Source organism: Paenisporosarcina sp. TG-14 (assembly GCF_000297555.1).
Lineage (GTDB): Bacteria > Bacillota > Bacilli > Bacillales_A > Planococcaceae > Paenisporosarcina > Paenisporosarcina antarctica.
Genome location: NZ_AMGD01000039.1, coordinates 44,904 through 69,577, shown reverse-complemented (window position 1 = coordinate 69,577; position 24,674 = coordinate 44,904). Strand labels below are relative to the sequence as shown.

General features: G+C 38.0%; 24 protein-coding genes. All 24 read right to left on the bottom strand.

From position 1 onward, the window contains the following. Positions 1-12 precede the first annotated feature (12 nt). The 24 genes from topA to sdaAA all read right to left on the bottom strand — a co-directional run bounded on the left by topA (position 13) and on the right by sdaAA (position 24,661). Positions 13-2,088, bottom strand: coding sequence for a type I DNA topoisomerase (topA, locus tag C406_RS0111860; protein WP_017380848.1), 2,076 nt, complete (start codon positions 2,086-2,088; stop codon positions 13-15). Between the two features lie 104 nt (positions 2,089-2,192). Continuing rightward, positions 2,193-3,089 (bottom strand): DNA-processing protein DprA, encoded by an 897-nt coding sequence (gene dprA / locus C406_RS0111855; protein WP_017380847.1) that lies wholly within the window; start codon positions 3,087-3,089, stop codon positions 2,193-2,195. A 229-nt stretch (positions 3,090-3,318) separates the two neighbouring features. Next, positions 3,319-4,221 (bottom strand): succinate--CoA ligase subunit alpha, encoded by a 903-nt coding sequence (gene sucD, locus C406_RS0111850; RefSeq protein WP_017380846.1) that lies wholly within the window; start codon positions 4,219-4,221, stop codon positions 3,319-3,321. An 18-nt stretch (positions 4,222-4,239) separates the two neighbouring features. After that, the gene (sucC, locus tag C406_RS0111845) at positions 4,240-5,400 is read right to left on the bottom strand and encodes an ADP-forming succinate--CoA ligase subunit beta (RefSeq protein ID WP_017380845.1); all 1,161 of its coding nucleotides are present in this window, start codon (positions 5,398-5,400) and stop codon (positions 4,240-4,242) included. 121 nt (positions 5,401-5,521) lie between these two features. Next, positions 5,522-6,286 (bottom strand): ribonuclease HII, encoded by a 765-nt coding sequence (locus tag C406_RS0111840; protein ID WP_017380844.1) that lies wholly within the window; start codon positions 6,284-6,286, stop codon positions 5,522-5,524. A gap of 128 nt (positions 6,287-6,414) precedes the next feature. Further along, entirely contained in the window at positions 6,415-7,278 is an 864-nt protein-coding gene (gene ylqF / locus C406_RS0111835; RefSeq protein ID WP_017380843.1) for a ribosome biogenesis GTPase YlqF, read from the bottom strand. Between the two features lie 18 nt (positions 7,279-7,296). Beyond that, entirely contained in the window at positions 7,297-7,857 is a 561-nt protein-coding gene (gene lepB / locus C406_RS0111830) for a signal peptidase I (protein ID WP_017380842.1), read from the bottom strand. A gap of 106 nt (positions 7,858-7,963) precedes the next feature. After that, complete coding sequence (gene rplS / locus C406_RS0111825) at positions 7,964-8,308, bottom strand: 50S ribosomal protein L19 (protein ID WP_017380841.1); 345 nt, start codon at positions 8,306-8,308, stop codon at positions 7,964-7,966. 126 nt (positions 8,309-8,434) lie between these two features. Next, the gene (trmD, locus tag C406_RS0111820; protein WP_017380840.1) at positions 8,435-9,175 is read right to left on the bottom strand and encodes a tRNA (guanosine(37)-N1)-methyltransferase TrmD; all 741 of its coding nucleotides are present in this window, start codon (positions 9,173-9,175) and stop codon (positions 8,435-8,437) included. Then, complete coding sequence (rimM, locus tag C406_RS0111815; RefSeq protein WP_017380839.1) at positions 9,172-9,687, bottom strand: ribosome maturation factor RimM; 516 nt, start codon at positions 9,685-9,687, stop codon at positions 9,172-9,174. The genes trmD and rimM overlap by 4 nt, the downstream gene beginning before the upstream one ends. 228 nt (positions 9,688-9,915) lie before the next feature. After that, positions 9,916-10,149, bottom strand: coding sequence for a KH domain-containing protein (locus C406_RS0111810; RefSeq protein ID WP_017380838.1), 234 nt, complete (start codon positions 10,147-10,149; stop codon positions 9,916-9,918). A 14-nt stretch (positions 10,150-10,163) separates the two neighbouring features. After that, positions 10,164-10,436, bottom strand: a complete 273-nt coding sequence (gene rpsP / locus C406_RS0111805; protein ID WP_017380837.1) for a 30S ribosomal protein S16 — start codon at positions 10,434-10,436, stop codon at positions 10,164-10,166. Between the two features lie 104 nt (positions 10,437-10,540). Next, positions 10,541-11,902 carry a signal recognition particle protein gene (gene ffh, locus C406_RS0111800; protein WP_017380836.1) on the bottom strand — a complete coding sequence of 454 codons (1,362 nt, stop codon included), beginning with the start codon at positions 11,900-11,902 and terminating at the stop codon, positions 10,541-10,543. A gap of 12 nt (positions 11,903-11,914) precedes the next feature. Continuing rightward, positions 11,915-12,250 (bottom strand): putative DNA-binding protein, encoded by a 336-nt coding sequence (locus C406_RS0111795; protein WP_017380835.1) that lies wholly within the window; start codon positions 12,248-12,250, stop codon positions 11,915-11,917. A gap of 85 nt (positions 12,251-12,335) precedes the next feature. Beyond that, positions 12,336-13,331, bottom strand: coding sequence for a signal recognition particle-docking protein FtsY (gene ftsY, locus C406_RS0111790; RefSeq protein WP_017380834.1), 996 nt, complete (start codon positions 13,329-13,331; stop codon positions 12,336-12,338). Continuing rightward, positions 13,328-16,912: a chromosome segregation protein SMC gene (gene smc, locus C406_RS0111785; protein ID WP_017380833.1), complete on the bottom strand. Its 3,585-nt coding sequence runs from the start codon at positions 16,910-16,912 to the stop codon at positions 13,328-13,330. Before smc ends, ftsY begins: the two co-directional genes overlap by 4 nt. 2 nt (positions 16,913-16,914) lie before the next feature. Further along, the gene (rnc, locus tag C406_RS0111780; protein ID WP_017380832.1) at positions 16,915-17,682 is read right to left on the bottom strand and encodes a ribonuclease III; all 768 of its coding nucleotides are present in this window, start codon (positions 17,680-17,682) and stop codon (positions 16,915-16,917) included. Between the two features lie 130 nt (positions 17,683-17,812). After that, a complete protein-coding gene (acpP, locus tag C406_RS0111775; protein ID WP_017380831.1) occupies positions 17,813-18,049 on the bottom strand; it encodes an acyl carrier protein in 237 nt (78 codons plus the stop codon). A 57-nt stretch (positions 18,050-18,106) separates the two neighbouring features. After that, positions 18,107-18,853 carry a 3-oxoacyl-[acyl-carrier-protein] reductase gene (gene fabG, locus C406_RS0111770; protein WP_017380830.1) on the bottom strand — a complete coding sequence of 249 codons (747 nt, stop codon included), beginning with the start codon at positions 18,851-18,853 and terminating at the stop codon, positions 18,107-18,109. Between the two features lie 2 nt (positions 18,854-18,855). Beyond that, positions 18,856-19,797, bottom strand: a complete 942-nt coding sequence (gene fabD / locus C406_RS0111765; RefSeq protein ID WP_017380829.1) for an ACP S-malonyltransferase — start codon at positions 19,795-19,797, stop codon at positions 18,856-18,858. Then, positions 19,794-20,786: a phosphate acyltransferase PlsX gene (gene plsX, locus C406_RS0111760; protein ID WP_017380828.1), complete on the bottom strand. Its 993-nt coding sequence runs from the start codon at positions 20,784-20,786 to the stop codon at positions 19,794-19,796. Before plsX ends, fabD begins: the two co-directional genes overlap by 4 nt. Next, a complete protein-coding gene (gene fapR / locus C406_RS0111755) occupies positions 20,783-21,367 on the bottom strand; it encodes a transcription factor FapR (RefSeq protein ID WP_017380827.1) in 585 nt (194 codons plus the stop codon). The genes plsX and fapR overlap by 4 nt, the downstream gene beginning before the upstream one ends. 356 nt (positions 21,368-21,723) lie before the next feature. Next, entirely contained in the window at positions 21,724-23,772 is a 2,049-nt protein-coding gene (gene recG, locus C406_RS0111750; protein ID WP_017380826.1) for an ATP-dependent DNA helicase RecG, read from the bottom strand. Then, positions 23,765-24,661, bottom strand: a complete 897-nt coding sequence (gene sdaAA / locus C406_RS0111745) for an L-serine ammonia-lyase, iron-sulfur-dependent, subunit alpha (protein WP_017380825.1) — start codon at positions 24,659-24,661, stop codon at positions 23,765-23,767. The genes recG and sdaAA overlap by 8 nt, the downstream gene beginning before the upstream one ends. Positions 24,662-24,674 lie beyond the last annotated feature (13 nt).

Genomic DNA, 24,674 nt, shown 5'->3' with positions numbered 1-24,674 from the left:
ACCTTCTATTTATCAAACCTGTGTATCTTCTTTATAATCACATTTTGTACATTGAATCTGAATGCCTTTTTTCAATTTCTTTTCTACTAATAATTCGCTACATTTTGGACAAGGTCGACTAATTGGTTTGTCCCATGACACGAATTCACATGTAGGATAGCGGTCACAACCATAAAAAATACGTTTTGTTTTACTCTTCCGTTCTACAACTTCGCCTTCTTTACATGTTTGACACTTCACGCCTATATTTTTCACAATTGCTTTTGTGTTCCGACATTCTGGGAAGTTGCTACATGCCATGAATTTTCCGTAACGTCCTAATTTAAAGACCATTGGAGAATTACATTTTTCGCAATCTTCTCCAGCTGGTTCATCTTTAATAATGACTTTTTCCATTTCTTTGTCTGCATATGTCACATTTTTTTCAAAGTCCAGATAGAATTTATCGATAATATGAACCCATTTTTCTTGACCTTCTTCAACACTATCTAGGTCTTTTTCCATCTGGGCAGTAAACTCAATGTCTATAATTTTAGGGAAAAATTCTAAAACAAGCTGGTGTACAATTCCACCAAGTTCTGTTGGAATAAAGCGTTTCGCTTCCATTGTTACATAACCACGTTTTTGAATTGTATCAAGTGTTGGCGCATAAGTTGACGGTCGACCTATACCTAACTCTTCCAATATTTTAACGAGTCTGGCCTCGGAAAAACGTGGAGGTGGTTGGGTAAAGTGTTGTTTTGGATCGATATCAAGCTTCTTGACGAAATCGCCTTTTTCCATTTCAGGTAAAATGCGATCTTTCTCTTCGGTTTGATCATCATTACCTTCAACATATAATTTCATGAAACCAGGAAATTTTACTTGAGAACCATTTGCACGGAAAACTACATTTTCATTTGTTAAATCAACTGTGACTGTGTCGAGTATAGCAGAAGACATTTGACTTGCTAAGAAACGTTCCCAAATCAGCTTATATAAACGTAATAAGTCTTTTGAAAGAATCGTTTTAAGTTGATTAGGTGATCGTAATGCACTTGTAGGACGAATCGCTTCATGTGCATCCTGAGATTTCTTAGACTGCTTAATTACTACTGTGGAAGTGTTTACATATTCTTTCCCGTATTCACCTTCTATATAAGACTGAGCATCTTTTTTCGCAGTATCGGATATACGAGTAGAATCCGTACGCATATACGTAATTAAACCGACAATTCCTTCTTTTCCTATATTTAATCCTTCATAGAGTTGCTGAGCGAGCATCATTGTTTTTCTGGCGCGGAAGTTTAACTTCCTTGCTGCTTCTTGTTGAAGAGACGAAGTTGTAAAGGGCAGTGCTGGATTACGTTTACGTTCTTTTTTAATAACACTTGTAACTTCAAACTTGTCTCCTTTTAGTTTTGTTAAGATTTCTTTTACTTGGTCTTCATTTGTAAGCTTTATTTTTTCAGCACCATTACCGAAATATAGAGCGTCAAAGGATTTTTTTCCTTTTTCGAAATTCCCTTCAATTGTCCAATATTCTTCGGGCTGGAAATTTTTTATTTCATTTTCACGATCAATAACTAATCGCAAGGCAACTGATTGAACTCGACCAGCTGAAAGACCTTTTTTGACTTTTTTCCATAAAATCGGGCTAATATTGTATCCAACAAGTCTGTCCAAAATTCGTCGAGCTTGTTGAGCATCAACTAGGTCCATATCTATAGGACGAGGATTTTTAAACGATTCTTTAATCGCTTCTTTAGTTATTTCATTAAAAACTACACGACAATCTGATTCGATATCAATATTCAATGAGTTCGCGAGATGCCAAGCAATTGCTTCACCTTCGCGATCTGGATCGGCTGCGAGATATATTTTCTTCGCTTTTTTAGCTGCTGATTTTAATTCCTGTAAAACTGGGCCTTTACCACGAATCGTGATGTACTTCGGTGTATAATCATTTTCAACATCTACACCCATTTGACTACGTGGTAAATCACGAACATGGCCAAGTGATGCTTTCACTTTATATTTTTTGCCAAGGTAACGTTCAATCGTTTTCGCTTTGGCTGGCGATTCCACAATCACTAAAAAATCCGACATGTATGTGCCTCCTTATAGAGGTTCCTTATATATTAATAAAAGAAATACCTGTTGCAAAATGTATAACAGTTTCTATAATATTGCAACCATTTTTCATTTCAAAGTCATTTTTGAAATAATCTACTTTGTAATTCTTCTACAATTTGAAAGCCATTCCAAACGGGTTTAGCACCTTCTAAAAGAGACTGATTGGGTCCTAGAGATAACATAGATGTAATGGGTCCTGGTACACAATAGACATCTTTCCCATTATCTAAAGCATGTTGAAGTGTAATAACTGTACCACTTTTTTCTTTCGCTTCCGTAACGACGACTGCTTGAGAGAGTCCACTTATTAGGCGATTTCTCATAGGAAAATACCACTTTTGAGAAGTAACATAAGGTGGGTATTCCGATAGAGTTAAATGATGCTTTTCCATAATATCGTAAAGTAGTAGATTTTCTTTAGGATAACGGTGAAAATGACCATGTCCTAATACTCCAATGGTTTTCCCACCGAGTTCATGAGTTAACTGATGAGCCATTGCATCTGCACCTTTTGCTAGTCCACTAACAATAACCATATCATGCTTAACTAGAGGTGGCAGTATGTATGCCATAGCATCTTTAGAGTAATCTGTTGCATCTCTTGCACCGATAACTGCAACAAAGTAATCCATTAATAAGTAATCTAAACGGCCTTTCGCATAAAGAATTGTTGGCGGATCATACAGTGTACTTAATTGTTTTGGGTAATTGGGATGATTAAATGGGAGTGGTGTAATGTTGTTCGTCTTGTACGCTTGAATAAGGGGGGTTCCAAGCGCTTTTGCATATGCCACTTTAAACTTTTGGGCACGATCATAGGTCAGTTTCAATAGCTGAGATAGTTGATGGATGTTCATACGTTCACATTTTACTAAATCAGGATCAACTTGAAGTAGGGGCTTCAAGCGATTAAGTGGAATTGGCATTACGTAATGAAGCGCCAGTAACCGTTGGTGAAATGATTGATTATCCATACCTTTCCTCCTTTATATTAGAAAAGCGCAAAATGCCACTTTAAATCGCCTCTGACTCCGATGCAGGAGAAAGGTTACTTATACAACGAGTAATACCCGTTGTGAAACGGAGGTGCGAGATGGCATTTGGAGCTAGTTGGAACCTTACAATAAGTTTCCTTAATATTATGAATTCTCATTTCTTTAAAAAAGAAGCGACACATCGGTAAATGTGCCGCTTCTTTCTATTTTAATGTGTTTTACATGCATCGTACAAGCCTTTTTCTTTAATCACTTTGATTAAAGTTTCACCAATAACAGATGGAGTAGCTGCAACTTGCATTCCTGCAGCGTTCATTGCTTTGATTTTATCAGCTGCTGTACCTTTACCGCCAGAAATAATCGCACCGGCATGGCCCATACGCTTACCTTCTGGAGCAGTTTGTCCACCAATAAATCCTACTACTGGCTTCGTCATATTAGCTTGAATCCACTCTGCAGCTTCTTCTTCAGCAGTTCCGCCGATTTCACCAATCATAACTACTGCATATGTGTCTGCATCATCATTGAATGCCATTAATACATCTATGAAATTCGTTCCGTTAACTGGGTCTCCACCGATACCTACAGCTGTACTTTGTCCAATACCTTCTTCAGAAAGTTGGTGTACCGCTTCATAAGTAAGTGTTCCAGAACGTGAAACAACGCCTACATGACCTTTTTTGTGAATGTATCCTGGCATGATACCAATTTTACATTCGTCAGGTGTAATAACACCTGGGCAGTTTGGTCCGACTAAACGCGTTTTCTTGCCCTCCATATAGCGTTTTACATTTACCATATCAAGAACAGGAATATGTTCAGTGATACAAATCGCCATATCTAAATCAGCATCTACTGCTTCAAGAATAGCATCTGCAGCGAATGGAGCTGGAACATAAATAACGGACACGTTAGCGCCAGTTGCTTTCACAGCTTCTTCTACTGTATTAAAAACGGGTACACCCTCAACTTCAGTACCGCCTTTGCCTGGTGTAACACCAGCCACGATTTTCGTGCCATACTCTAGCATTTGCTTTGTATGGAAAAGAGCAGTTGATCCCGTGATACCTTGTACAAGTACTTTTGTATCTTTATTAATATACACGCTCATCTTTTGTCCCTGCCTTTCTTAGCCTACAAGTTCAACAATTTTTTGCGCGCCATCAGCCATAGAGCCAGCCGCAATAATGTTTAAGCCAGATTCATTTAATAATTTCTTACCAAGATCAACATTTGTTCCTTCTAAACGAACAACTAAAGGTACTTGTAATCCAACTTCTTTAGCAGCAGTGATAACGCCTTCAGCAATAACATCACATTTCATAATTCCACCAAAGATGTTAACGAAAATACCTTTAACATTTTTATCTGAAAGAATAATTTTGAATGCTTCCGTTACTTTTTCAGCTGTCGCGCCGCCCCCAACGTCAAGGAAGTTAGCGGGTGAACCGCCGTAGTAGCTAATCGTATCCATTGTAGCCATAGCTAGTCCAGCACCGTTAACCATACATCCGATGTTGCCGTCTAAAGAAATATAGCTTAAATCATATTTAGACGCTTCGATTTCTTTTGCATCTTCTTCATCGTAGTCACGTAATTCTAAGATGTCTTTATGACGGTATAAAGCATTTGCATCGAAGTTAAACTTCGCGTCAAGTGCCATAACATCTCCGCCACCAGTTACAACTAGGGGATTAATCTCTACGATTGCTGCATCTTTTTCGACAAACACTTTGTATAAACCAAGCATGAATTTCACAGCTTTGTTTACTAATTTCGCAGGGATATTCATTTTGAATGCCATACGACGAGCTTGGAAGCTTGTTAATCCAACAACTGGATCAATTAGTTCTTTAAAGATTTTTTCAGGAGTTGCATCAGCAACTTCTTCGATATCTACTCCACCTTCTTCAGAACCCATAAGAGTTACACGAGAAGTTGAACTGTCAAGTACTAAACCTAAGTAGTACTCTTTCTTAATGTCGCATCCTTCTTCAACAAGAAGACGCTTAATTTCTTTTCCTTCTGGACCAGTCTGATGTGTAACCAGGACTTTGCCTAGAAGTTCTTTCGCATACGCTCGTACTTCATCTAAATTCTTAGCGATTTTAACACCGCCAGCTTTACCACGACCACCTGCGTGAATTTGAGCTTTCACCACGACAATGTCTGTGCCTAATTCTTTTGCAGCTTTTACTGCTTCTTCAGGAGAAAAAGCAACTGTTCCAGTTGACACAGAAACACCATATTGTCTGAGGAGTTGTTTACCTTGATATTCATGGATATTCATCTAAAATCCTCCAATCAAACTTCAGTCAAGTAATTTACTACCTTAACCATTGTATTAAACCTATCACCCATTGTCCACATAAGACTATCAGTTTATAATAAACAACAAATATTCGAAATTCTTATCGAATCATGGTTTTAATTGGTTCGAATGTTTTTCGATGAATAATTGTTGCTCCATATTGTTTTAAAGCAACTAAGTGGTCTGACGTCCCGTATCCAGCATTTTTCGCAAAGTTATATTCAGGATAGATTTTGTCGAATTCAATCATTATGTTATCACGTGTCGTTTTGGCTAATATCGATGCAGCAGCAATTGCTAAACTTTGTGTATCCCCCTTAATAATAGAATGTTGGGTAATTAGGAGTGGAAGTGTCATTGCATCAACTAATAGCACATTAGGTTCTAACGATAGACTTTTGACAGCTTGCGTCATTGAGGCTTTGGTCGCTTGATATATATTATGTTCATCAATCTGTTCAACTGGTTGAATATGTATTGAATAAGAGAGTGCATATTTCTTTATTATCTCTGCGTAATTATTTCTCTTTAAACGCGACAATTGTTTGGAATCATTAATTCCAGTGAGTTCAATTGGATACTCTCTAAATATGACCGCTGCTGTTACTACGGGTCCAGCAAGAGGTCCTCTCCCTGCTTCATCAATCCCTGCAACTAAATCCATTTTATTATTCTTATAACTCTCATCAAAATGGATTTTTTCTAAATGATTCAATTGAAGTTGTTTTCCCTGTTCTATTCGTTTTTCCCAAGACGTGACTAACTTTTGTACACCTGCGCGACTGTCATTTGTTAGTTTATTCGTCCATTCATTGTGATTTGAAGTTTGTTTAAGCTTTTCTCCTATTACTTTTATTGTTTCCATACTTTTCACCTCTTTTATTATTTCATGAAAAAACCTTTTTTACCCGAAGGCAAAAAAGGCTATTGTTTTAAGAGATTAGCTACTAGTCGCTTTTTCAAGTATCCATATAGATGGCACTTTGCCTTTTTTTAAGAGGTTGAAACCAGCTCTTCAACAATATCAAAAGTTAATTTCCCAAGATGTTGACCCCGGATATCACGCACTATAAGTTCAGCTACTTTTTCGTAATCGATTTCCCCGCCACCCGAAAAAACACGTCTAAGTTTTCCAATGTGATCAAAGGTTTTCACTAATTCTTCATCTACTTCAGTTATTTTATAGCGTTCTTCCAATCGTTTCGGATAGTTTTCCGCCAAAAAATGCAAGCCGTATACTGCCAAATCTTCCATGTTAATAATTGTATCTTTAATTGCACCTGTTAACGCTAATTTATAGCCTACTGATTGATCTTCAAACTTAGGCCACAATATACCAGGTGTATCTAAAAGATCAAGTTCTTTCTCTACTTTAATCCACTGTTGTGCTTTGGTTATTCCGGGAGTATTCCCTGTTTTCGCCAGATTTTTCTTAGCCAAACGATTGATTAATGTAGATTTTCCAACGTTTGGAATTCCAACGATCATCGCACGTATTGCACGAGGTTTAATTCCACGAGAACGCATACGCTCCCATTTTTCAGCTAACAGTTCTTTTGCTGCGTTTGTTACTTGCTGTAACCCTCTACCTTCAAATGAGTTAATAGCTACTGCACGATGGCCCTGGTCTTCAAAATAGCGTATCCACTTCTTCGTTTCAAAATCATCTGCCATATCAGCTTTATTTAATATTAATAACCTTGTCTTTTGCCCAATTACTTCATCAATCATTGGGTTTCTTGAGGAAAGCGGCAATCTTGCATCTATTAATTCAAAAATAATATCAACTAACTTTAATTTTTCCGTAACTTCTCTGCGGGCTTTCGCCATATGACCCGGAAACCATTGTATGGTCATGTCTTATCTCCTCCTGTGTTACTTAACAAGTCCCATTTCATTTGGTGGCCAAAAAATAAGGCTAGTACTGCCTATTATTTCCTCCATTGAAATCACACCAATAAGTCTACTGTCTTTACTATATCTTCGATTATCACCCATGACAAACACGTATCCATCAGGAATTACTGACATTTCAGTACGTTCTTCAAGTGTAAAGTCTTCTGTTAAAGTACCTTCATTAATCTTACTTTTATAAGTCTCTAAATAAGGCTCAGGTTGTGGTTTCCCATTTATATATAATTGATCATCTTCATAGGCAACATGATCTCCTGGTAATCCAATTATCCGTTTTATATAATCTTTTTGCTCGGGTGCATGAAAGACGACAATATCATAGCGATCAGGTTCTCCAACTTCATAGCCAATTTTATTTACAATCATGCGGTTTCCATTTTCAAGAGTTGGCATCATTGATTCACCATCTACTACAATTGGTGTGAATAAAAAATACCGGATGAAAAAGGCAAGTCCAAATGCGATGAGCAATGCTTTTGTCCATTCCCAAAATTCATTCTTCTCTTTTTTGGTTTGTTCCATCTTGTTGCCTCCTAGCTTCAATTACACTTATTGTACAAGCATTTTTAAAGACAAGCAAAAAGAAAGAGGGCTTGATATCCAAGCCCCCTTTCTGATTTTAAAAATATTATCTAATTTCTTTAATACGAGCTGCTTTACCACGTAGTTCACGAAGGTAATACAATTTCGCACGACGTACTTTACCACGACGAAGAACTTCTAGTTGAGCAATTTTTGGTGTGTGTACAGGGAATGTACGTTCAACACCTACTCCATAAGAAATTTTACGAACTGTGAAAGTCGAGCTAATTCCGCCTCCACGACGTTTAATAACAACACCTTCATACAATTGGACACGTTCACGAGTTCCCTCAACGACCTTTACGTGTACACGCACAGTGTCACCAGGACGGAATTCAGGAAGATCCGTACGAAGTTGATCTTTAGTAATTTCAGAAATAATGTTTTGCATAGTTTTCTCTCCTTAGACAGATGCTCTTGCCAGCGACTATGGCTGCAGCGGAACACCGTAATTCGGCACTTCACATAGAAGTACAGTGTAAATTGTATCATATTTCTCTAAATCAAGCAAGGCAATTTAGATGTTAGTTTCTTTTTCCCATTGAGCAATCAACTTTTGTTCAGTAGGCGTTAGTTCGGTATTTAGTAACAACTCGGGACGTCTACACCAGGTTCGGTATAAAGATTGTTGTCTACGCCACTGTTCAATATGCGCATGATTTCCAGAAAGCAATACACTGGGAACTTTCAGTCCTCTAAATTCTGCTGGCCTTGTATACTGAGGATGTTCAAGTAATCCTGTCGAAAATGAATCTTGCACAGGTGACTCACCGTTTCCAAGGACTCCAGGTAGTAATCTAACAACACTATCGATTACTGTCATTGCTCCTAGTTCTCCACCAGTTAAAACAAAATCGCCAATTGAAATTTCATCCGTCACCAAATGTTCTCTCACTCTTTCATCATAACCTTCGTAGTGTCCACACAAAAAAATCAGTTCTTCTTCTTGAGCTAGTTCTTCTGCTTTTGCTTGTGTATATCTCTCACCTTGTGGACACATTAGAATAATTCTAGGTTTAGTAGATGTTTTGGTTAATGCCTCTACGGCTCGGAATAAGGGCTCCGCCTTTAATAACATGCCTGCACCCCCACCATAAGGATAATCATCAACCTGATGGTGCTTATTGCCCGAATACGCACGGAAATCAGTTACTGAAAGTGAAACTGCTTGCTTTTCTTGTGCTTTTTTTAAAATCGATGATCCGAAAACACCATTAAACATCTCCGGAAACAACGACAACACATGAATGTTTATCATAACAATAAACCGTCCATTACCTCAATAACTATTTTCTTTTTATCAATATCGATTTCTTTTACTACATCTTCAATATAAGGAATGTAGTGAGCTTTTCCTTTTGCTGGAGTAACAGTCCAAACATCGTTTGCCCCAGTTTGCAAAATATCGGTCACAACACCAATTTCTTGACCAACTAGGTCATAAACAGTGCAATCCATAATTTCATGGAAATAATATTCGTCGCCTTCTAAATCAGACAATTGATATTCAGTAACCTTTAAGATTCCATTGCGAAAACCTTGTACCATTTCAATCGTCAAAAATCCTTCAAACTTCAATAGATCAAAGTTTTTGTGCTGACGATGACTTGTTACTGTTAACACAAGAGGTGTTTTAGTATCTCCTAAAAATAAAGATAGCTTGTTACCAATAGCATAGCGTTCTTCCGGGAAATCTGTAGTCGAAATGACACGAACTTCTCCAAGAATTCCGTGTGTGTTTACAATCTTACCCACATTATACCAATTCAATAAAATCACTCCTTTAATAGAAAAGCGTTAAGCAACACTCTAGTCCGACTCCGACGGTGGACGGAAGTCTAGTTACCGACATCGTGTCGGAAAGCCACTAGACTGTTCTAGTGTCCGAAGCCATTATGCCTTAATGGCTTCATGACCATCCGAGATGCTCAAAGCGGAATATCTATCTTATTTTATTGTACAAAAAAGGAAGGAACCATGAGCTCCCTCCTTTTCATCTTAATCTTGTATATCAATATACGTCTTCTTTTTTTGGTGGCTGCTTGCTGCTGAATAAACAATAGTACGAATTGCTTTCGCAACTCGTCCTTGCTTACCAATTACTTTCCCCATATCTTCAGCATTGACAGATAGTTTGTAGACAATACGGTTTGCATTTTCGTCGAGTTCAACTCGAACTTCTTCCGGATAATCAACTAATGGTTTAACAATTGTTTCAATCAGCTGCTTCATCATGCTGCCCCCGATTACTTACTGTTTTTTGCGTTATGGTATTTCTCCATAATTCCTTGTTGAGAGAACAAGTTACGCACTGTATCAGATGGTTTTGCACCATTTGACATCCATTTCAACACTAATTCTTCGTTGATTTTAACTTCTGCTGGATTTGTTAATGGGTTGTAAGTACCCACTGTTTCGATTTGACGGCCGTCACGTGGAGCACGAGCGTCAGCTACAACAATACGATAAAAAGGAGATTTATTAGCTCCCATACGTTTTAAGCGAATTTTAACTGCCATTTTAAATAGCACCTCCGAATAGTTTCACACAAGATAATATATTATCAAGGATTTAATTGTTTGTAAAGTGTTTTTTCTTAACACCTCTAAATTTAATTAGAAAATCATTTAAAAAGAGAATCCAAACCTGGCATTTTCATCTTTTTCTTACCTTTTTGCCCCTGCTGCATGTTCGTCATTTGTTTCATCATTTTCTTCATATCTTCAAATTGCTTAAGCAATCTGTTCACATCTTGAATAGATGTACCAGAGCCTTTTGAAATGCGTTTTTTACGACTTGAGTTTATGATACTAGGCGTCGTTTTCTCTTGAGGAGTCATTGCATAAATAATAGCTTCCATGCGCCCCATCTGTTTTTCATCAACTTTAGCATTTTCTAACCCTTTGATTTTACCTGCACCTGGTAGCATTTTAATAATGTCCTCTAAAGGACCCATTTTTTTCACTTGGTTCAGTTGATCAATAAAATCATCAAACGTAAAGCTTTGTGTTCTGAATTTCTCTTCAAGTTCTTTTGCTTTTTCTTCATCAACATTTTCTTGCGCTTTTTCAATCAGCGACAACATGTCACCCATCCCAAGTATTCGAGATGCCATGCGTTCTGGGTGGAATGCTTCAAGTGCATCCATTTTTTCGCCCATCCCAACAAATTTAATTGGTTTTTGAGCAACTGAACGGATGGATAAAGCGGCACCACCACGTGTATCACCATCAAGTTTTGTTAAAATAACGCCCGTAATGCCGACTGTTTCATTGAAATTTTGTGCGACATTAACAGCATCTTGTCCTGTCATTGAATCTACGACTAAAAATACTTCATCAGGCTCTTTTAATGCGCGAATATCTTTCAATTCTTGCATGAGTGCTTCATCGATGTGCAAACGCCCAGCTGTATCAATAATCACAACATCATTATGATCTTCTTTTGCCTTTTCAAGTGCTTGACGGACAATTTCCACTGGGGATACATCTGTCCCTAGCGAGAAAACAGGGAATGATAATTGTTTTCCGATAGTTTGTAGTTGTTGAATGGCAGCTGGACGATAAATATCAGCAGCCACTAATAAAGGATTCCGATTATATTTTTTGCGTAAAATATTTGCTAATTTTCCAGTAGTGGTCGTTTTACCAGCACCTTGTAAGCCGACCATCATAATAACAGTTGGTGGTTTGTTGGCAAATTGAATTGAACTTTGATCGCCACCCATTAATTCTGTTAGCTCTTCTTTTACGATTTTGATAACTTGTTGACCAGGTGTCAAACTTTTCATAACATCTGAGCCAACAGCACGTTCACTTACTTTTTTGACGAATTCTTTGACAACTTTCAAGTTAACGTCTGCTTCGATTAAAGCAAAACGAACTTCTCTCATCATTTCTTTTACGTCTGCTTCAGAAACTTTACCTTTACCTTTAATGCGTTGGATCGTTCCTTGCAGCCGCTCGGCTAATCCTTCAAATGCCATACGTGCAGCCCCCTAATCCGATTCTTTTAACATCATAATCAGTTCATATGCTCGCTCTTTAATGACTGGTTCGGCATAAATCACTTGTTGCAATTGATTCATTACAACTTGACGTTGCTGAAATTTTTCTAATAATCGTAGTTTATCTTCATACTCTTCTAACATAGCTTCAGTACGGCGAATATTATCATAGACAGCTTGTCTAGAAATGCCATATTCGTTAGCTATTTCACCAAGGGAGTGATCATCTAAATAATAAAGATGCATATAACTTCGTTGTTTATCTGTCAGTAAAGACTGATAAAAATCAAAAAGAAAATTCATACGTGTCGTTTTTTCAAGTAACATTATGATTTCTCCCACCTAAAGTTCTCTACCTGTATCATATCGAGCATTCAATAATGCGTCAAGCATTTTTACTTGTCTAGTTAAATTAATTTTCTTCTTGTTCTATTCCATCTGCGAATAATCCATATACATATTTTTCAGTATCGAAAGGTTGCAAATCATCCATTTTCTCACCTAGCCCTACAAATTTCACAGGGATATGAAGTTTGTTGCGAATCGCCAAGACGATTCCACCTTTTGCTGTACCGTCAAGCTTTGTTAAGACAATACCTGTAACATCCGTAGCCTCTTTAAATGCTTTTGCTTGAACCAATGCATTTTGACCTGTTGTTGCATCTAGTGCTAGGAGCACTTCGTGAGGCGCACCCGGTACTTCTCGTTCAATTACTCTGTGAATTTTTTGTAATTCATTCATTAAGTTTACTTTATTTTGCAAGCGACCAGCAGTATCACAGATTAATACATCTACGCCACGACTTTTTGCAGAACGTACAGCATCATACATAACGGCAGCAGGGTCAGAACCTTCAGATTGCTTAATGACTTCGACACCTACACGGTCTCCCCATACTTGCAATTGCTCAATTGCACCTGCTCGGAATGTATCACCAGCTGCTAACATCACCGTTTTCCCTTGTTGTTTTAAGCGATGTGATAATTTCCCGATAGTTGTTGTCTTCCCAACCCCATTTACTCCTACGAATAAAATAACGGTTAATCCATTTTCTTGAATAAGAAGTTCGTTCGATTCCTCATCACCAGCTTCATAAATCTCGACTAACTTCTCAGAAATGACAGATTGAATACCTGCTGTGTCTTTCATATTTTTACGTTGCACTTCAAAACGCAGTGCATCCATTAATTCCATAACAGTTTCAACACCAACATCCGCTTGAAGTAATAAATCCTCTAACTCTTCAAAGAAGTCTTCATCAACTGTACGATATTTAGCGACTAAATCATTCACTTTCGAAGTAAATTGGTTACGTGTTTTTGCTAAACCATCTTTAAATTTCTCGGTAACAGAAACTGATTCATTCGTTATTGTAAATTTCTCTTTCATTTTTTTAAAAAAACTCAAGCTCTTTCGCTCCCTTGTGTGACCAATGTCGGTTCATCCTCTTGCATTTTTACAGATACTAGCTTTGAAATTCCAGATTCTTGCATTGTAATACCATATAACACATCCGCACCTTCCATTGTTCCTTTACGGTGAGTGATGACAATAAACTGTGTATCATGGCTAAACTTTTTCAAGTACTGACTATAGCGAACGACATTCGCTTCATCTAGTGATGCTTCTACTTCATCTAATATACAAAATGGTACTGGACGTATATTTAAAATGGCAAATAACAAGGCAATCGCTGTTAGTGCACGCTCTCCGCCCGAAAGTAAGCTTAAATTTTGTCGTTTCTTTCCTGGAGGTTGAGCGATTATTTCAATACCTGTCTCGAGCATTTCAGATGGATTTGTCAATACAAGATCTGCTTGACCACCACCAAATAATTCTCTGAAGACACGGTTAAATTGCGCACGAATTGCATGGAACGTATCACTAAAACGCGCTGTCATTTCTTCATCCATTTCTTTGATTGCTCCATACAAGGTTTCTTTCGCATCTATTAAATCTTGACGTTGCTCTGTTAAAAACGAGTGGCGTTGTGAAACACGTTCAAATTCTTCAATCGACGCTACATTTACAGGACCTAATTCTTCAATTGACTGTTTGAGCAATTTCACTTTTTTACGAGACAGGTCTTCTTCAAAAGTATCCATGTTCGGAAGTTCTATCTCTTCAATTGCTAAATGATAATTTTCATCAAGTTGCATAAGTAAGGTTGTTTTGTCAATATCCGATCGATTCAACTTCATTTCTGAAGCTCGCAAGGCATCCAATTGTTGTTTGTGTAAATGTTGATTTTTTTTCAACTGAAGTTCAACTTGTTGAAGTTGTATATGAATTTGTGCGCGCTTCTCTTTGCCATTTGCAATACGGTGTACAAATATTTCCTTCTTTTTCACCCATAGATTCAATTGATTCTCAATCTCTTCAGGCGTTGGTCCGAGTTGAGTATCACCAGATTCATACCAAAGCATTTCCTTATTGGCATGATCAAGTTTTCGTGAAAGTTTTTGCATTTTTTCTTGTAACTCTGCTACGGTTTGCTCTGCAACTTTCGTTTGTTCTGTTAATACGGCTTGTCTTAATCGAAGTTCAGCCATTTGTTCGGTTAATTGGTCACGTTCACTTAAATTTTTCGATTTAAGATTGGTTAATAGATTAATTGAATCATTGATATTATTTAACTCATCTTTTAATTCTAGTAATCGCTTCTGCGATTGAATCTTTTTCGATTCTGCTTGTTGGTGACGACTTGATACGTCTTTTGTTTCTGAATTAGAGATAATCACTCTTTCATTAAGACGTTTAAAAGTGGTTTCAAGTTCGCGTAAATTAGAGCTATATTGTAATTCTTGAACTCTTCTTTCTTCGCCTTCATTTCGCATACTTTCAAGTCGCTCAGATTGATTATCAATTGCATTTTTTAAAGTAGTTACTTGATCTTCAGCTGTTTGAATTGATTGATCCATTCCCTTTAACTTCATTGAAAGTTCATCTAATTCAGCTTTTCTTGAAAATACAGAAGACTGTTGCTTTGTAAAACCACCAGTCAATGAACCGCCAGCATTGACGATATCTCCGTCTAATGTCACTACTCGGAAACGATATTGAACTGATTTCGCAATTTCTGAAGCACCTTGTAAATCCTTTGCAACAATTACATTACCGAGTAAATTGTCTACAATTGATTTTGAAGAATTATCAAAAGTAACGAGTTCATCTGCCGTTTGGATAAATGAATGATGGCTCGCTATACTACGCAAAGAATCTGATTGAATTTTTCTGGATTTCATGACCGTTTTTGGTAAAAAAGTTGCTCGTCCAGACTGCTTATTTTTTAAAAAAGCAATAGCTTTTCGCGCATCTTGATCAGTCTCTGTCACAATGTGTTGCATCGAACCACCAAGAGCAGTTTCAAGAGCTTTTGCATACGTCGGCTTCACTTGAATAAGTTCAGCGACTGCACCTGTAATACCAGTTAGTTTGCCACTTCCCCGCGCAACCAATACTTCTTTAACACCTTGGAAGAAGCCTGAAAAGTCTGCTTCAAGCGCTTCTAATGATTCTTTTCTTGCCTTTAATTGCTGCTGAAGTTGATACGCTTGATATAACATCGACTGTTTAGATTCTACTATATCTTTTTCTTTGGAAAAATTTTGCTGAAGTTCTTTATATATAAATAGCTTTTCATCTATTTGACTTCGAATTTGTACTAACTGTTGTTTTAATTGTATCTTTTGCTTTTTAACTTTTGTTAAGTCAAATGTGATTTGTTCTAATTCATTCGTCATTTTATCTTTAAATTCATCTTGCTGGAGAAGCAGTTGTTCAACATGTTTCAAGTCATTTTTGACTGTAGCTTCTTCGTTCAACAAATCGATATAAGTCGATTTATAATCTTCTATTTCTATTTCAATTTCAGCACTTGATTGTTTCAGTAAATATTCTAATTGTTTAACTTCATTTTGAACATTTCGAAAATCAGTTCTAGTTTTAGTCTTCCCCAACTGCTTTTGTTCTAACTGGATAGTTAACTGAACCTTTTCTTCTTCGAGTTCAGAAATCGTTAATCTCAACTTATCAATTTGTTGGTCCATATTTTGACGTTTTTCAGCCATCAATTGTTTGCGACCATCCCAGCGTTCTACTTCCGAACTGGCTTCAACTAACGATTCTTGTGCGTCATCAATTAAACAATCATGTTCTATCAATTGACCTCTAACTGCCTGAAGATTAAGTTCCATTTTCCCGATGACGTTTTCAAGTTCTTTTTGTTGTTGTTCGTAAATATCAACTTCTTGTTTCACATCATGTAATCGCTTTTCAACACGATTTAAATCGAATGCAATTAACCCTACATCAACTTCTTTTAATTCTTCAGACATACGTAAATAATCGGTAGCAGAGGACGCTTGTATGTGAAGCGGCTCCATACGATCATCTAGTTCATGTAGAATATCCAAAACTCGGTGAAGATTATCATCTGTTTCAAACAGTTTGTGTTCCGCTTTCTTTTTACGCAATTTGTATTTAAGGACTCCAGCTGCCTCTTCAAAGATGGACCGACGATCTTCAGGACGACTATTTAAAACCTCATCGACACGTCCTTGAGAAATAATGGAAAAGGCTTCTTTACCTAATCCAGAATCCATAAATAAATCTGTAATATCTTTCAAACGGCATGATTGTTTATTTAATAAATACTCACTATCCCCTGAACGAAACACGCGTCTCGTGACACTAATTTCGTTGTAATCTAATGGTAAGCGTTGATCTGAATTATCTAGAATGAGTGTGACTTCTGCAAAATTAAGTGGTTTTCTGGACTCACTACCTGCAAAAATCACATCTTCCATTTTAGCTCCACGCAATGATTTTGCTGACTGTTCACCGAGAACCCATCGAATAGCGTCTGTAACATTACTTTTCCCACTACCATTTGGTCCAACTACAGCAGTAACTCCCTGGACAAAATCGATGCCAATTCGATCCGCAAACGATTTAAATCCAATGACTTCAAGTCGTTTTAGGAACACAATTAGCCCTCCTGTCTACTTTCAGCTTGGTTTTCTAAATGTATAATTGCCACTTGAGCTGCTTTTTGTTCAGCCTCTTTTTTAGACTTCCCTTTTCCTTCACCTAGCTCATTGCTTCCAAGTCGAACGCTCGAAACAAAAATTCGGTTATGGGCTGGCCCTTTTTCATCTACTATTTCATAGATTAATAACCCGTTATTCATTTTCTGGACTATTTCTTGCAATTGACTCTTATAATCCATCACATGCGAAAAAGCACCGTTTTCGACTTTTGGAAAGACCACTTGTTCTAAAAACTCCACAACAGGTTGTAAGCCTTGGTCTAAATAAAGTGCGCCAACAAAAGACTCAAATACATCCGCAAGAAGTGCTGGGCGTGTTCGACCTCCTGTAATCTCTTCTCCCTTACCTAAAAGTACATATTTACCAAAGTTCAAGTCATTTGCAAATAAAACGAGTGACGGTTCACATACGATTGCCGCACGTAATTTTGTCAATTCACCTTCGCTCATGGCAGTAAACTTTTGAAATAAATACTCAGAAATAGACAATTCTAGAACAGCGTCACCTAAAAATTCAAGTCTCTCATTGTCCGTGTAAAGTTTCCGTCGATGCTCATTCACATAAGATGAATGGGTAAATGCTTGATATAGAAGATTATGATCTACAAATTGAACTCCTAATTCTTGTTGTAAGATTTCAAATGATTGTTTAACTGTTTCGGAAAATGTTCCATTTTTTTGAGGTAACCCTCTACGTTTATCCATCATCTATATAATCTGCCCTTCTAAGTTTCTATGGTCTAGTTTACCCGTTTGTTTCCCTTTGTGCAAAAAGAAATAGAGACGCAGAAGACCATTCAAATTGAATGTCTTCCACGTCTCGCAACGGAATAATTGCTTATTCTTGTTTGCTTTCAATAAAAGTAACTGCACTTCCTACAGTACTGATTTGTTCAGCATCTTCATCTGAAATCTCCATATCAAACTCATCTTCTAATTCCATAACAAGTTCTACTACATCTAGAGAATCAGCACCTAAATCATCACGGAAAGAAGCTTCCATTTTTACTTCGCTCTCGTCTACACCTAAACGATCTATAATTACTTTTGTTACGCGCTCTATTACTGTTGCCACTAAAGTCACCTCCCCTCAATGATTATACAAAAAACCACTCCAACTTCATAGTGGAAATTACATTACCATACCGCCATCTACGTGAAGTGTTTGGCCCGTGATATAGTTCGAATCTTCAGATGCAAAAAATACCACAGCTTTTGCGACGTCTTGTGGATTTCCTAGTTTACCTAAAGGGATTTGAGTCAGCATTTGCGTTATCACTTCTTCAGGTAATTTCTCGGTCATTTCCGTTGTAATAAACCCTGGTGCTATCGCATTAACATTAATGTTACGACTTGCTAATTCTTTAGCTGTGGTCTTTGTTAAACCAATGACGCCTGCTTTTGCAGCTACATAGTTGGCTTGACCTGCATTCCCAGAAACGCCGACGATAGATGAGATATTTATGATCCTACCAGCACGTTGTTTCATCATTTGACGAGTGACAGCTTTTGTACACAAAAATACGCCTTTTAAATTCGTGTTAATCACATCATCCCACTCATTTTCTTTCATACGCATCAATAGATTGTCACGTGTAATTCCGGCATTATTTACTAAAATATCAATGCTTCCGAAACGGCTCATCGTTTCAGAAACCATGAATGATACACTATCTGCGTCACTCACACTTGCTTGAACGGCAAATGCTTCGCCACCGCTTTCGATAATTTCATTTACTACTTCTTCTGCTTTTGCTTGGCTACCACTATAGTTAACAGCAACCCTAGCGCCTTCTTTAGCTAAGTACTTTGCTATTTCTGCTCCAATTCCTCGTGAAGCTCCAGTGACGATTGCTGTTTTACCATTCAATTTCCCCATTACTACCACTCCTTTGATGCTGCAATCACTTGATCTATTGACTCTAAGTCATATGCTGCATAAATAACTGCAGTACGATCTATTTTTTTTACTAATCCACTCAAAACTTTACCTGGCCCACATTCGATAAATGTATTGACACCTAATTCCATCAATGCACGAATCGACTCTTCAAAACGTACAGGAGAATATAATTGTTGAACAAGCAATTCTTTCATTTCTTCTGATGTAATTACAGGACTTGCAGTAACGTTTGAAATAACAGGCACATCTGTATTATGCATATCCAATTGATCCAAAGCGTCTTGCAACTTCGAGGCTGCTGGACGCATTAGTTCCGAATGGAAAGGTCCACTTACCACAAGCTGGATTGCACGTTTAGCGCCCGCTTCTTTGGCTTGCAAAGATGCTTTCTCTACACCTTGTTTTGTTCCAGAAATAACAATTTGTCCTGGGCAATTCAAGTTAGCTAATTGAACCACATCTCCTTGTGATGTTACAAGGTCTGTAATTTCTTTCAACACTTCGGACTGCATACCTAATATCGCGGCCATAGCACCTTCGCCAGCTGGCACAGCTTCGTTCATGTACAAACCTCGCTCATGGACAATCTTAACGCCATCTTCAAAGGACATAACACCTGAAGCTACAAGCGCCGAGTATTCTCCCAAACTGTGACCAATTGTATAGTCAGGTTTTAATCCGGCAGCTTGAAGAATTTCGGATATCATTGTACTAGTTGTTAACAGTGCAGGTTGGGCATTGTATGTATAGGTTAATTCTTCTACAGGTCCTTCAATCATGAGTTTAGATAGGGCGAAACCTAATTGTTTATCCGCTTTATCATAAAACTCTTTATTTCCTTCATTCGCGTGAACTAGTTCACTTCCCATTCCAACAGCTTGTGAGCCTTGTCCCGGAAAAATAAATGCAATCTTGGTCATTGTGTTTTGCCTCCTGCTATTGTTGAATGGATGGTTCCGCATACGTCAAATTCAACCATTGTACGGGCTTGGCGGATGGCGTTCATTACTGCAGTTGCATTTGAAGAACCATGCGCTTTTATGACTGGTGCTTTTAAACCAAATAGAGCAGCTCCACCATATTCGGTATAATCCATTTTCTTTTTGAGGCCACGTAAATCATCTTTTACAAGATACGCTGAAATTTTCGACTTCGCGGAAGACGCGTACACTTCTTTTAACATGCTAAAGAAACTAGCTGCGGTTCCTTCGATTGTTTTTAAAACCATGTTGCCTGTAAAACCGTCTGTTACTACGACATCGGCTACTCCTGAAAGCAAATCACGCGATTCCACGTTACCTACAAAGTTAATTGGTGCTTCTTTTAGCTGATTAAAAGCCGTTTTTGTCAACTCATTGCCTTTTGTTTCTTCCGTTCCAATGTTAAGTAAGCCAACACGTGGCGAGTCAATACCGCGTACTTTCGCAGCGTATATACTCCCCATAATTCCGAATTGCACTAAATGTTCGGGCTTAGCATCCGAATTAGCCCCTAAATCCAACATCACAAAACCTTGTCCATCAATCGTTGGTAATGTTGGAGCAAGGGCAGGTCGATCGATTCCTTCAATTCGTCCCACAATGAAGAGCCCCGCCGCCATAAGTGCACCCGTATTCCCTGCAGAAACACACGCTTGTGCTTCGCCATTTTTCACAGCTTCAGCCATGCGCACCATAGAGGCATCTTTTTTTCGACGAATTGCTCTTACAGGTTCATCGTCCGATTCAATTTTTTGTTCTGTATGTATAACTGTTAACCTCGCATGTGGCTTTACAAAAGGTTTTACTTTTTCCTCATGTCCAAATAATAGAATGTGAATATCATCAAATTGTTCAAGTGCTAAAAAGATTCCTTCTACGATTTCTTTAGGAGCGTGATCTCCTCCCATAGCGTCTACAGCAATTTTCATTTCGTATCACCTTTACTTGGCTCATTCGTTCGATACATTTCAAATTGTCCTTCAAAAACAATCTCGTTTTCAACAGTTGAAATGACTTCGACAAATGTGCGATTTTTTTCTTGATCTTTTAGAGTAACAATTGCTTTCGCAATGACCCGATCTCCGAGTTTAACGGGTTTTACAAAAGATAAATTGGATTTTACCGTCAATGCCAATTCATCCTTAATGACCGCAACTGCTAAGGAGTTCGCTTGTGCGAATAAATGATGGCCACGTGCAATTTGATTTCGCTTAAAGATATGTTCTAATTTTACGTCAAATATGGAAATAGCACGTTTATCGAGTTCAATGTCTACCATTTCTCCAATCACTTCATGTATAGACAAAGATTGGAGCTCATCTTCAAATGACTTTGAAGCTACATGTTTGATCCGTTCACGCAACTCAGGTATTGAAAGTTCTAAACGGTCTAAACGGATTGTTTGAACACTGACTGAAAACTGGATTGATAGTTCTTCATCTGTAATAAACGGATTATTTTTTATGGTCTCAATTAATAGTTGTTGGCGTTCTTTTTTTGTACGTTTCATAGTTCACCATCCGATATTAGCACTTGGTACTAATATCAGTATATAAACACAAGAAAAAGAATGCAAGGATTGTCTGTAATTTCATAGTTAATAAGTGCATCAAAAGACCGTTTAATGGAGTCCATGTATCACCAACCGTTGTTACCGTATTTGCGAAGTTGTCTTAAAGTATCGGGCTTACAACAACGGATGCAATGACTTCTACTTCGCTCCTGCTGTTACTCGTCGCATAAGAAATTGCACATAGGACGCGAGCGATCTTTGCAGAAGCTTCATTCTTTCTAAAATACGAGTACAAAGCATAGACAATTGTTTTGAACGTCCTTTTTAATAATCTTGGTAGTCATGCACTCTTTTTAATCGATTCGTTCTCCATTTAATGCACCTGACTGCTCTAAGTAAGTACGTAAATACTTGGTCTCTTCACTTGTCCAAAATTCATCAGATGCAAGAAATTTTTCAGCATCTTGTCTAGCTGTTTCTAATGCTCGGTAGTCATGAACTAAGTCTGCCATTTTAAATTCTGGAACCCCACTTTGTTTGCGACCGAAAAAATCACCCGCACCTCGAAGCTCTAAATCTTTTTCAGCCAGCTTAAAACCATCATTCGTTTCAGTCATTGATAACATTCGTTCTTTACCATCTTCCGATTTTGGATCAGCTAGTAAAATACAATAGGACTGCTCTGAACCACGACCAACACGACCACGTAATTGATGAAGCTGGGCTAATCCAAATCGTTCGGCATCATAAATAACTATAAACGTAGCATTGGGTACATTAACTCCTACTTCTACAACAGTCGTGGACACGAGCACTTGAATTTGCCCTTCACTGAATGCTCGCATCACTTCATCTTTTTCAGTTGAATGTAAACGACCATGCATAAGGCCAACATTAAATTGCTGGTGGAAAATGGAAGATAATTGTTCATATACATCCACGGCGTTTTGAACATCGAGCTTTTCTGATTCTTCGATGAGTGGACAAATTACATATGCTTGGTTACCCGCTTTCAATTCTACAACCATGCGTTTAATAATTTGATCAAATAGTTCCTTTTTGACCCAATGGGTTTCGATTTCTTTTCGTCCAGCAGGCATTTCATCGATGATTGACACATCCATTTCGCCAAATGCTGTAATCGCAAGGGTGCGCGGAATTGGTGTGGCAGTCATAAATAATACATCTGGACTCATCCCTTTGTCTCGTAATACGCGTCGTTGTTCAACACCAAATCGATGTTGCTCATCAGTAATCACGAGACCAAGTTTTCGAAATTCTACATCTGGTTGAATTAAGGCATGCGTCCCAATTAGTAAGTCTATCTCACCATTTTGGAGTTGCTCATGTAGAGTTCTACGAGCTTTTGTTTTCGTAGAACCAGTTAACAACGCGATGCGAATGCCCATTGGTGATAACCAATCATGTAAGGACTCGGCATGTTGTTCTGCTAAAATTTCTGTTGGAGCCATTAATGCCCCTTGAAAACCGGCTGTGATAACTGCGTACAATGCTATTGCCGCTACAACCGTTTTCCCAGAACCAACATCGCCTTGAAGCAATCGATTCATGCGATGAGGTTCTTTTAAATCTTTACAAATTTCATTAACAACCCGTTTCTGAGCAGCTGTTAACTCATAAGGTAAAGTCGCTATCAAGTCTTTTATTTTATGGATATCGTAAGCAATTGCTATGCCTTTATTTTGTTCTTTACGCACTTTTTTAATCGCTTGCATCTTCAATTGAAACAACAGTAACTCTTCATAAACAAAACGTCTACGAGCTTGTTTAACATGGTCAGCATCTTTAGGGAAATGAACACCTTGAAGCGCTTCTTGCACAGGCAATAGTTTGTAGGAATGTCTTATATTATAAGGTAATAACTCTTGTAAATCCGATTCTACTTCTTGCAAAGCTTGATGCATAAATTTACGAAACGTTTTTTGATGGAGGGAGCCTTTTAAACTATACATAGGCTCAAAATCAACATTATCAGTTTTAGGACCTGCCGAGTAATGAGACACACTAATGGCTTGACGACCGCGATCCCATTTACCAGTAACCGTTATCGTTTGCCCGCTCACTATCTTATTTTTTAAATATGCTTGGTTAAAAAATACGACTTTTATTAAATGGGGTCCTACGAGTAGACGAATTTGTAATCTGGATTTATTTTTCCCTAAAAAAAGAATGGAAGGCTCGCTTTCGACCCTTCCTTCCACTGTAACACGTTCATTATGCGGTGTTTCTGCAATATTTTTTAATCTAAAATCTTCATGACGATATGGAAATGTCATGACTAAATCATGCAAGGTCAATATCCCCATATCGGCAAGTGTTTTTTCCGTTTCGCCACCAATGCCCTTTAAGCTACTAACGGACTGAAGTGTCTTATTAGACACCTTTTACAAAATCCGCACCAAAAATTCTTTCAGCTAGTGCTCTTCCTGTTGGTGTCGCCGCTAAGCCACCTTGCGCTGTTTCTTTTAAAGCAGTAGGCATCGTTTGACCAATCTTATACATAGCATCAATCACTTCATCACATGGAATTCGACTAGTTACTCCTGCTAGTGCCATATCAGCAGATACTAATGCATTTGCAGCACCCATTGCATTGCGTTTCACACACGGAACTTCAACTAAACCCGCAACAGGATCACAAACTAGTCCAAGCATGTTCTTCATTGAAATGGCAAAAGCCTCAGAACATTGCTGCGGAGTACCTCCAGACATTTCTACAATGGCAGCAGCAGCCATCGCAGCTGCTGAACCAACTTCTGCTTGACATCCACCTGCAGCACCCGAAATAGACGCGTTGTTTGCGACAACAAATCCAAAGGCACCTGAAGTAAATAAATAACGAATCATTTCTTCACGTGTAGGATTTAATTGATTTTGAACAGCAAATAAAGTACCTGGAACCACTCCTGCAGAACCTGCAGTAGGAGTTGCACAAATGGTTCCCATAGCTGCGTTCACTTCGTTTGTTGCCACAGCTTTACTCACAGCATCAATTAATAACGCCCCTGAAAGTGTTTTTCCTGTTTTCATATAGTTGTGAAGAAGTACCGCGTCTCCACCGGTTAATCCTGATGTCGAATGAACACCTTTTAAACCCTTTTCCACCGCTTGTTCCATGACAGTTAGATTGGTATCCATTTGTTTCATAATATCTTCACGACTTCTTCGGGTAACCAGCATTTCTTGTTCAATCATTAACTCAGAAATCAATTTATTTTCAGTTGTCGCTAATGCGACTAATTCTTTTACATTACGGAATAAAAATTTCATGTAATACCCCTCC

Coding starts and splice junctions, on each gene's coding strand:
- C406_RS0111840 (WP_017380844.1), bottom strand. CDS start 6,286: ATGGAAACAATAAAAGTAATAGGAGAAAAGCTTAAACAAACTTCAAAT.
- rplS (WP_017380841.1), bottom strand. CDS start 8,308: ATGCAAAACATTATTTCTGAAATTACTAAAGATCAACTTCGTACGGAT.
- fabG (WP_017380830.1), bottom strand. CDS start 18,853: ATGGGGAAATTGAATGGTAAAACAGCAATCGTCACTGGAGCTTCACGA.
- topA (WP_017380848.1), bottom strand. CDS start 2,088: ATGTCGGATTTTTTAGTGATTGTGGAATCGCCAGCCAAAGCGAAAACG.
- ylqF (WP_017380843.1), bottom strand. CDS start 7,278: ATGACCATACAATGGTTTCCGGGTCATATGGCGAAAGCCCGCAGAGAA.
- sucD (WP_017380846.1), bottom strand. CDS start 4,221: ATGAGCGTGTATATTAATAAAGATACAAAAGTACTTGTACAAGGTATC.
- rnc (WP_017380832.1), bottom strand. CDS start 17,682: ATGATGGATAAACGTAGAGGGTTACCTCAAAAAAATGGAACATTTTCC.
- sdaAA (WP_017380825.1), bottom strand. CDS start 24,661: ATGAAATTTTTATTCCGTAATGTAAAAGAATTAGTCGCATTAGCGACA.
- sucC (WP_017380845.1), bottom strand. CDS start 5,400: ATGAATATCCATGAATATCAAGGTAAACAACTCCTCAGACAATATGGT.
- lepB (WP_017380842.1), bottom strand. CDS start 7,857: ATGGAACAAACCAAAAAAGAGAAGAATGAATTTTGGGAATGGACAAAA.
- fapR (WP_017380827.1), bottom strand. CDS start 21,367: ATGAAACGTACAAAAAAAGAACGCCAACAACTATTAATTGAGACCATA.
- C406_RS0111795 (WP_017380835.1), bottom strand. CDS start 12,250: ATGTTACTTGAAAAAACGACACGTATGAATTTTCTTTTTGATTTTTAT.
- fabD (WP_017380829.1), bottom strand. CDS start 19,797: ATGACCAAGATTGCATTTATTTTTCCGGGACAAGGCTCACAAGCTGTT.
- ffh (WP_017380836.1), bottom strand. CDS start 11,902: ATGGCATTTGAAGGATTAGCCGAGCGGCTGCAAGGAACGATCCAACGC.
- C406_RS0111810 (WP_017380838.1), bottom strand. CDS start 10,149: ATGAAGCAGCTGATTGAAACAATTGTTAAACCATTAGTTGATTATCCG.
- rpsP (WP_017380837.1), bottom strand. CDS start 10,436: ATGGCAGTTAAAATTCGCTTAAAACGTATGGGAGCTAATAAATCTCCT.
- plsX (WP_017380828.1), bottom strand. CDS start 20,786: ATGAAAATTGCTGTAGACGCTATGGGAGGAGATCACGCTCCTAAAGAA.
- trmD (WP_017380840.1), bottom strand. CDS start 9,175: ATGATAAACATTCATGTGTTGTCGTTGTTTCCGGAGATGTTTAATGGT.
- dprA (WP_017380847.1), bottom strand. CDS start 3,089: ATGGATAATCAATCATTTCACCAACGGTTACTGGCGCTTCATTACGTA.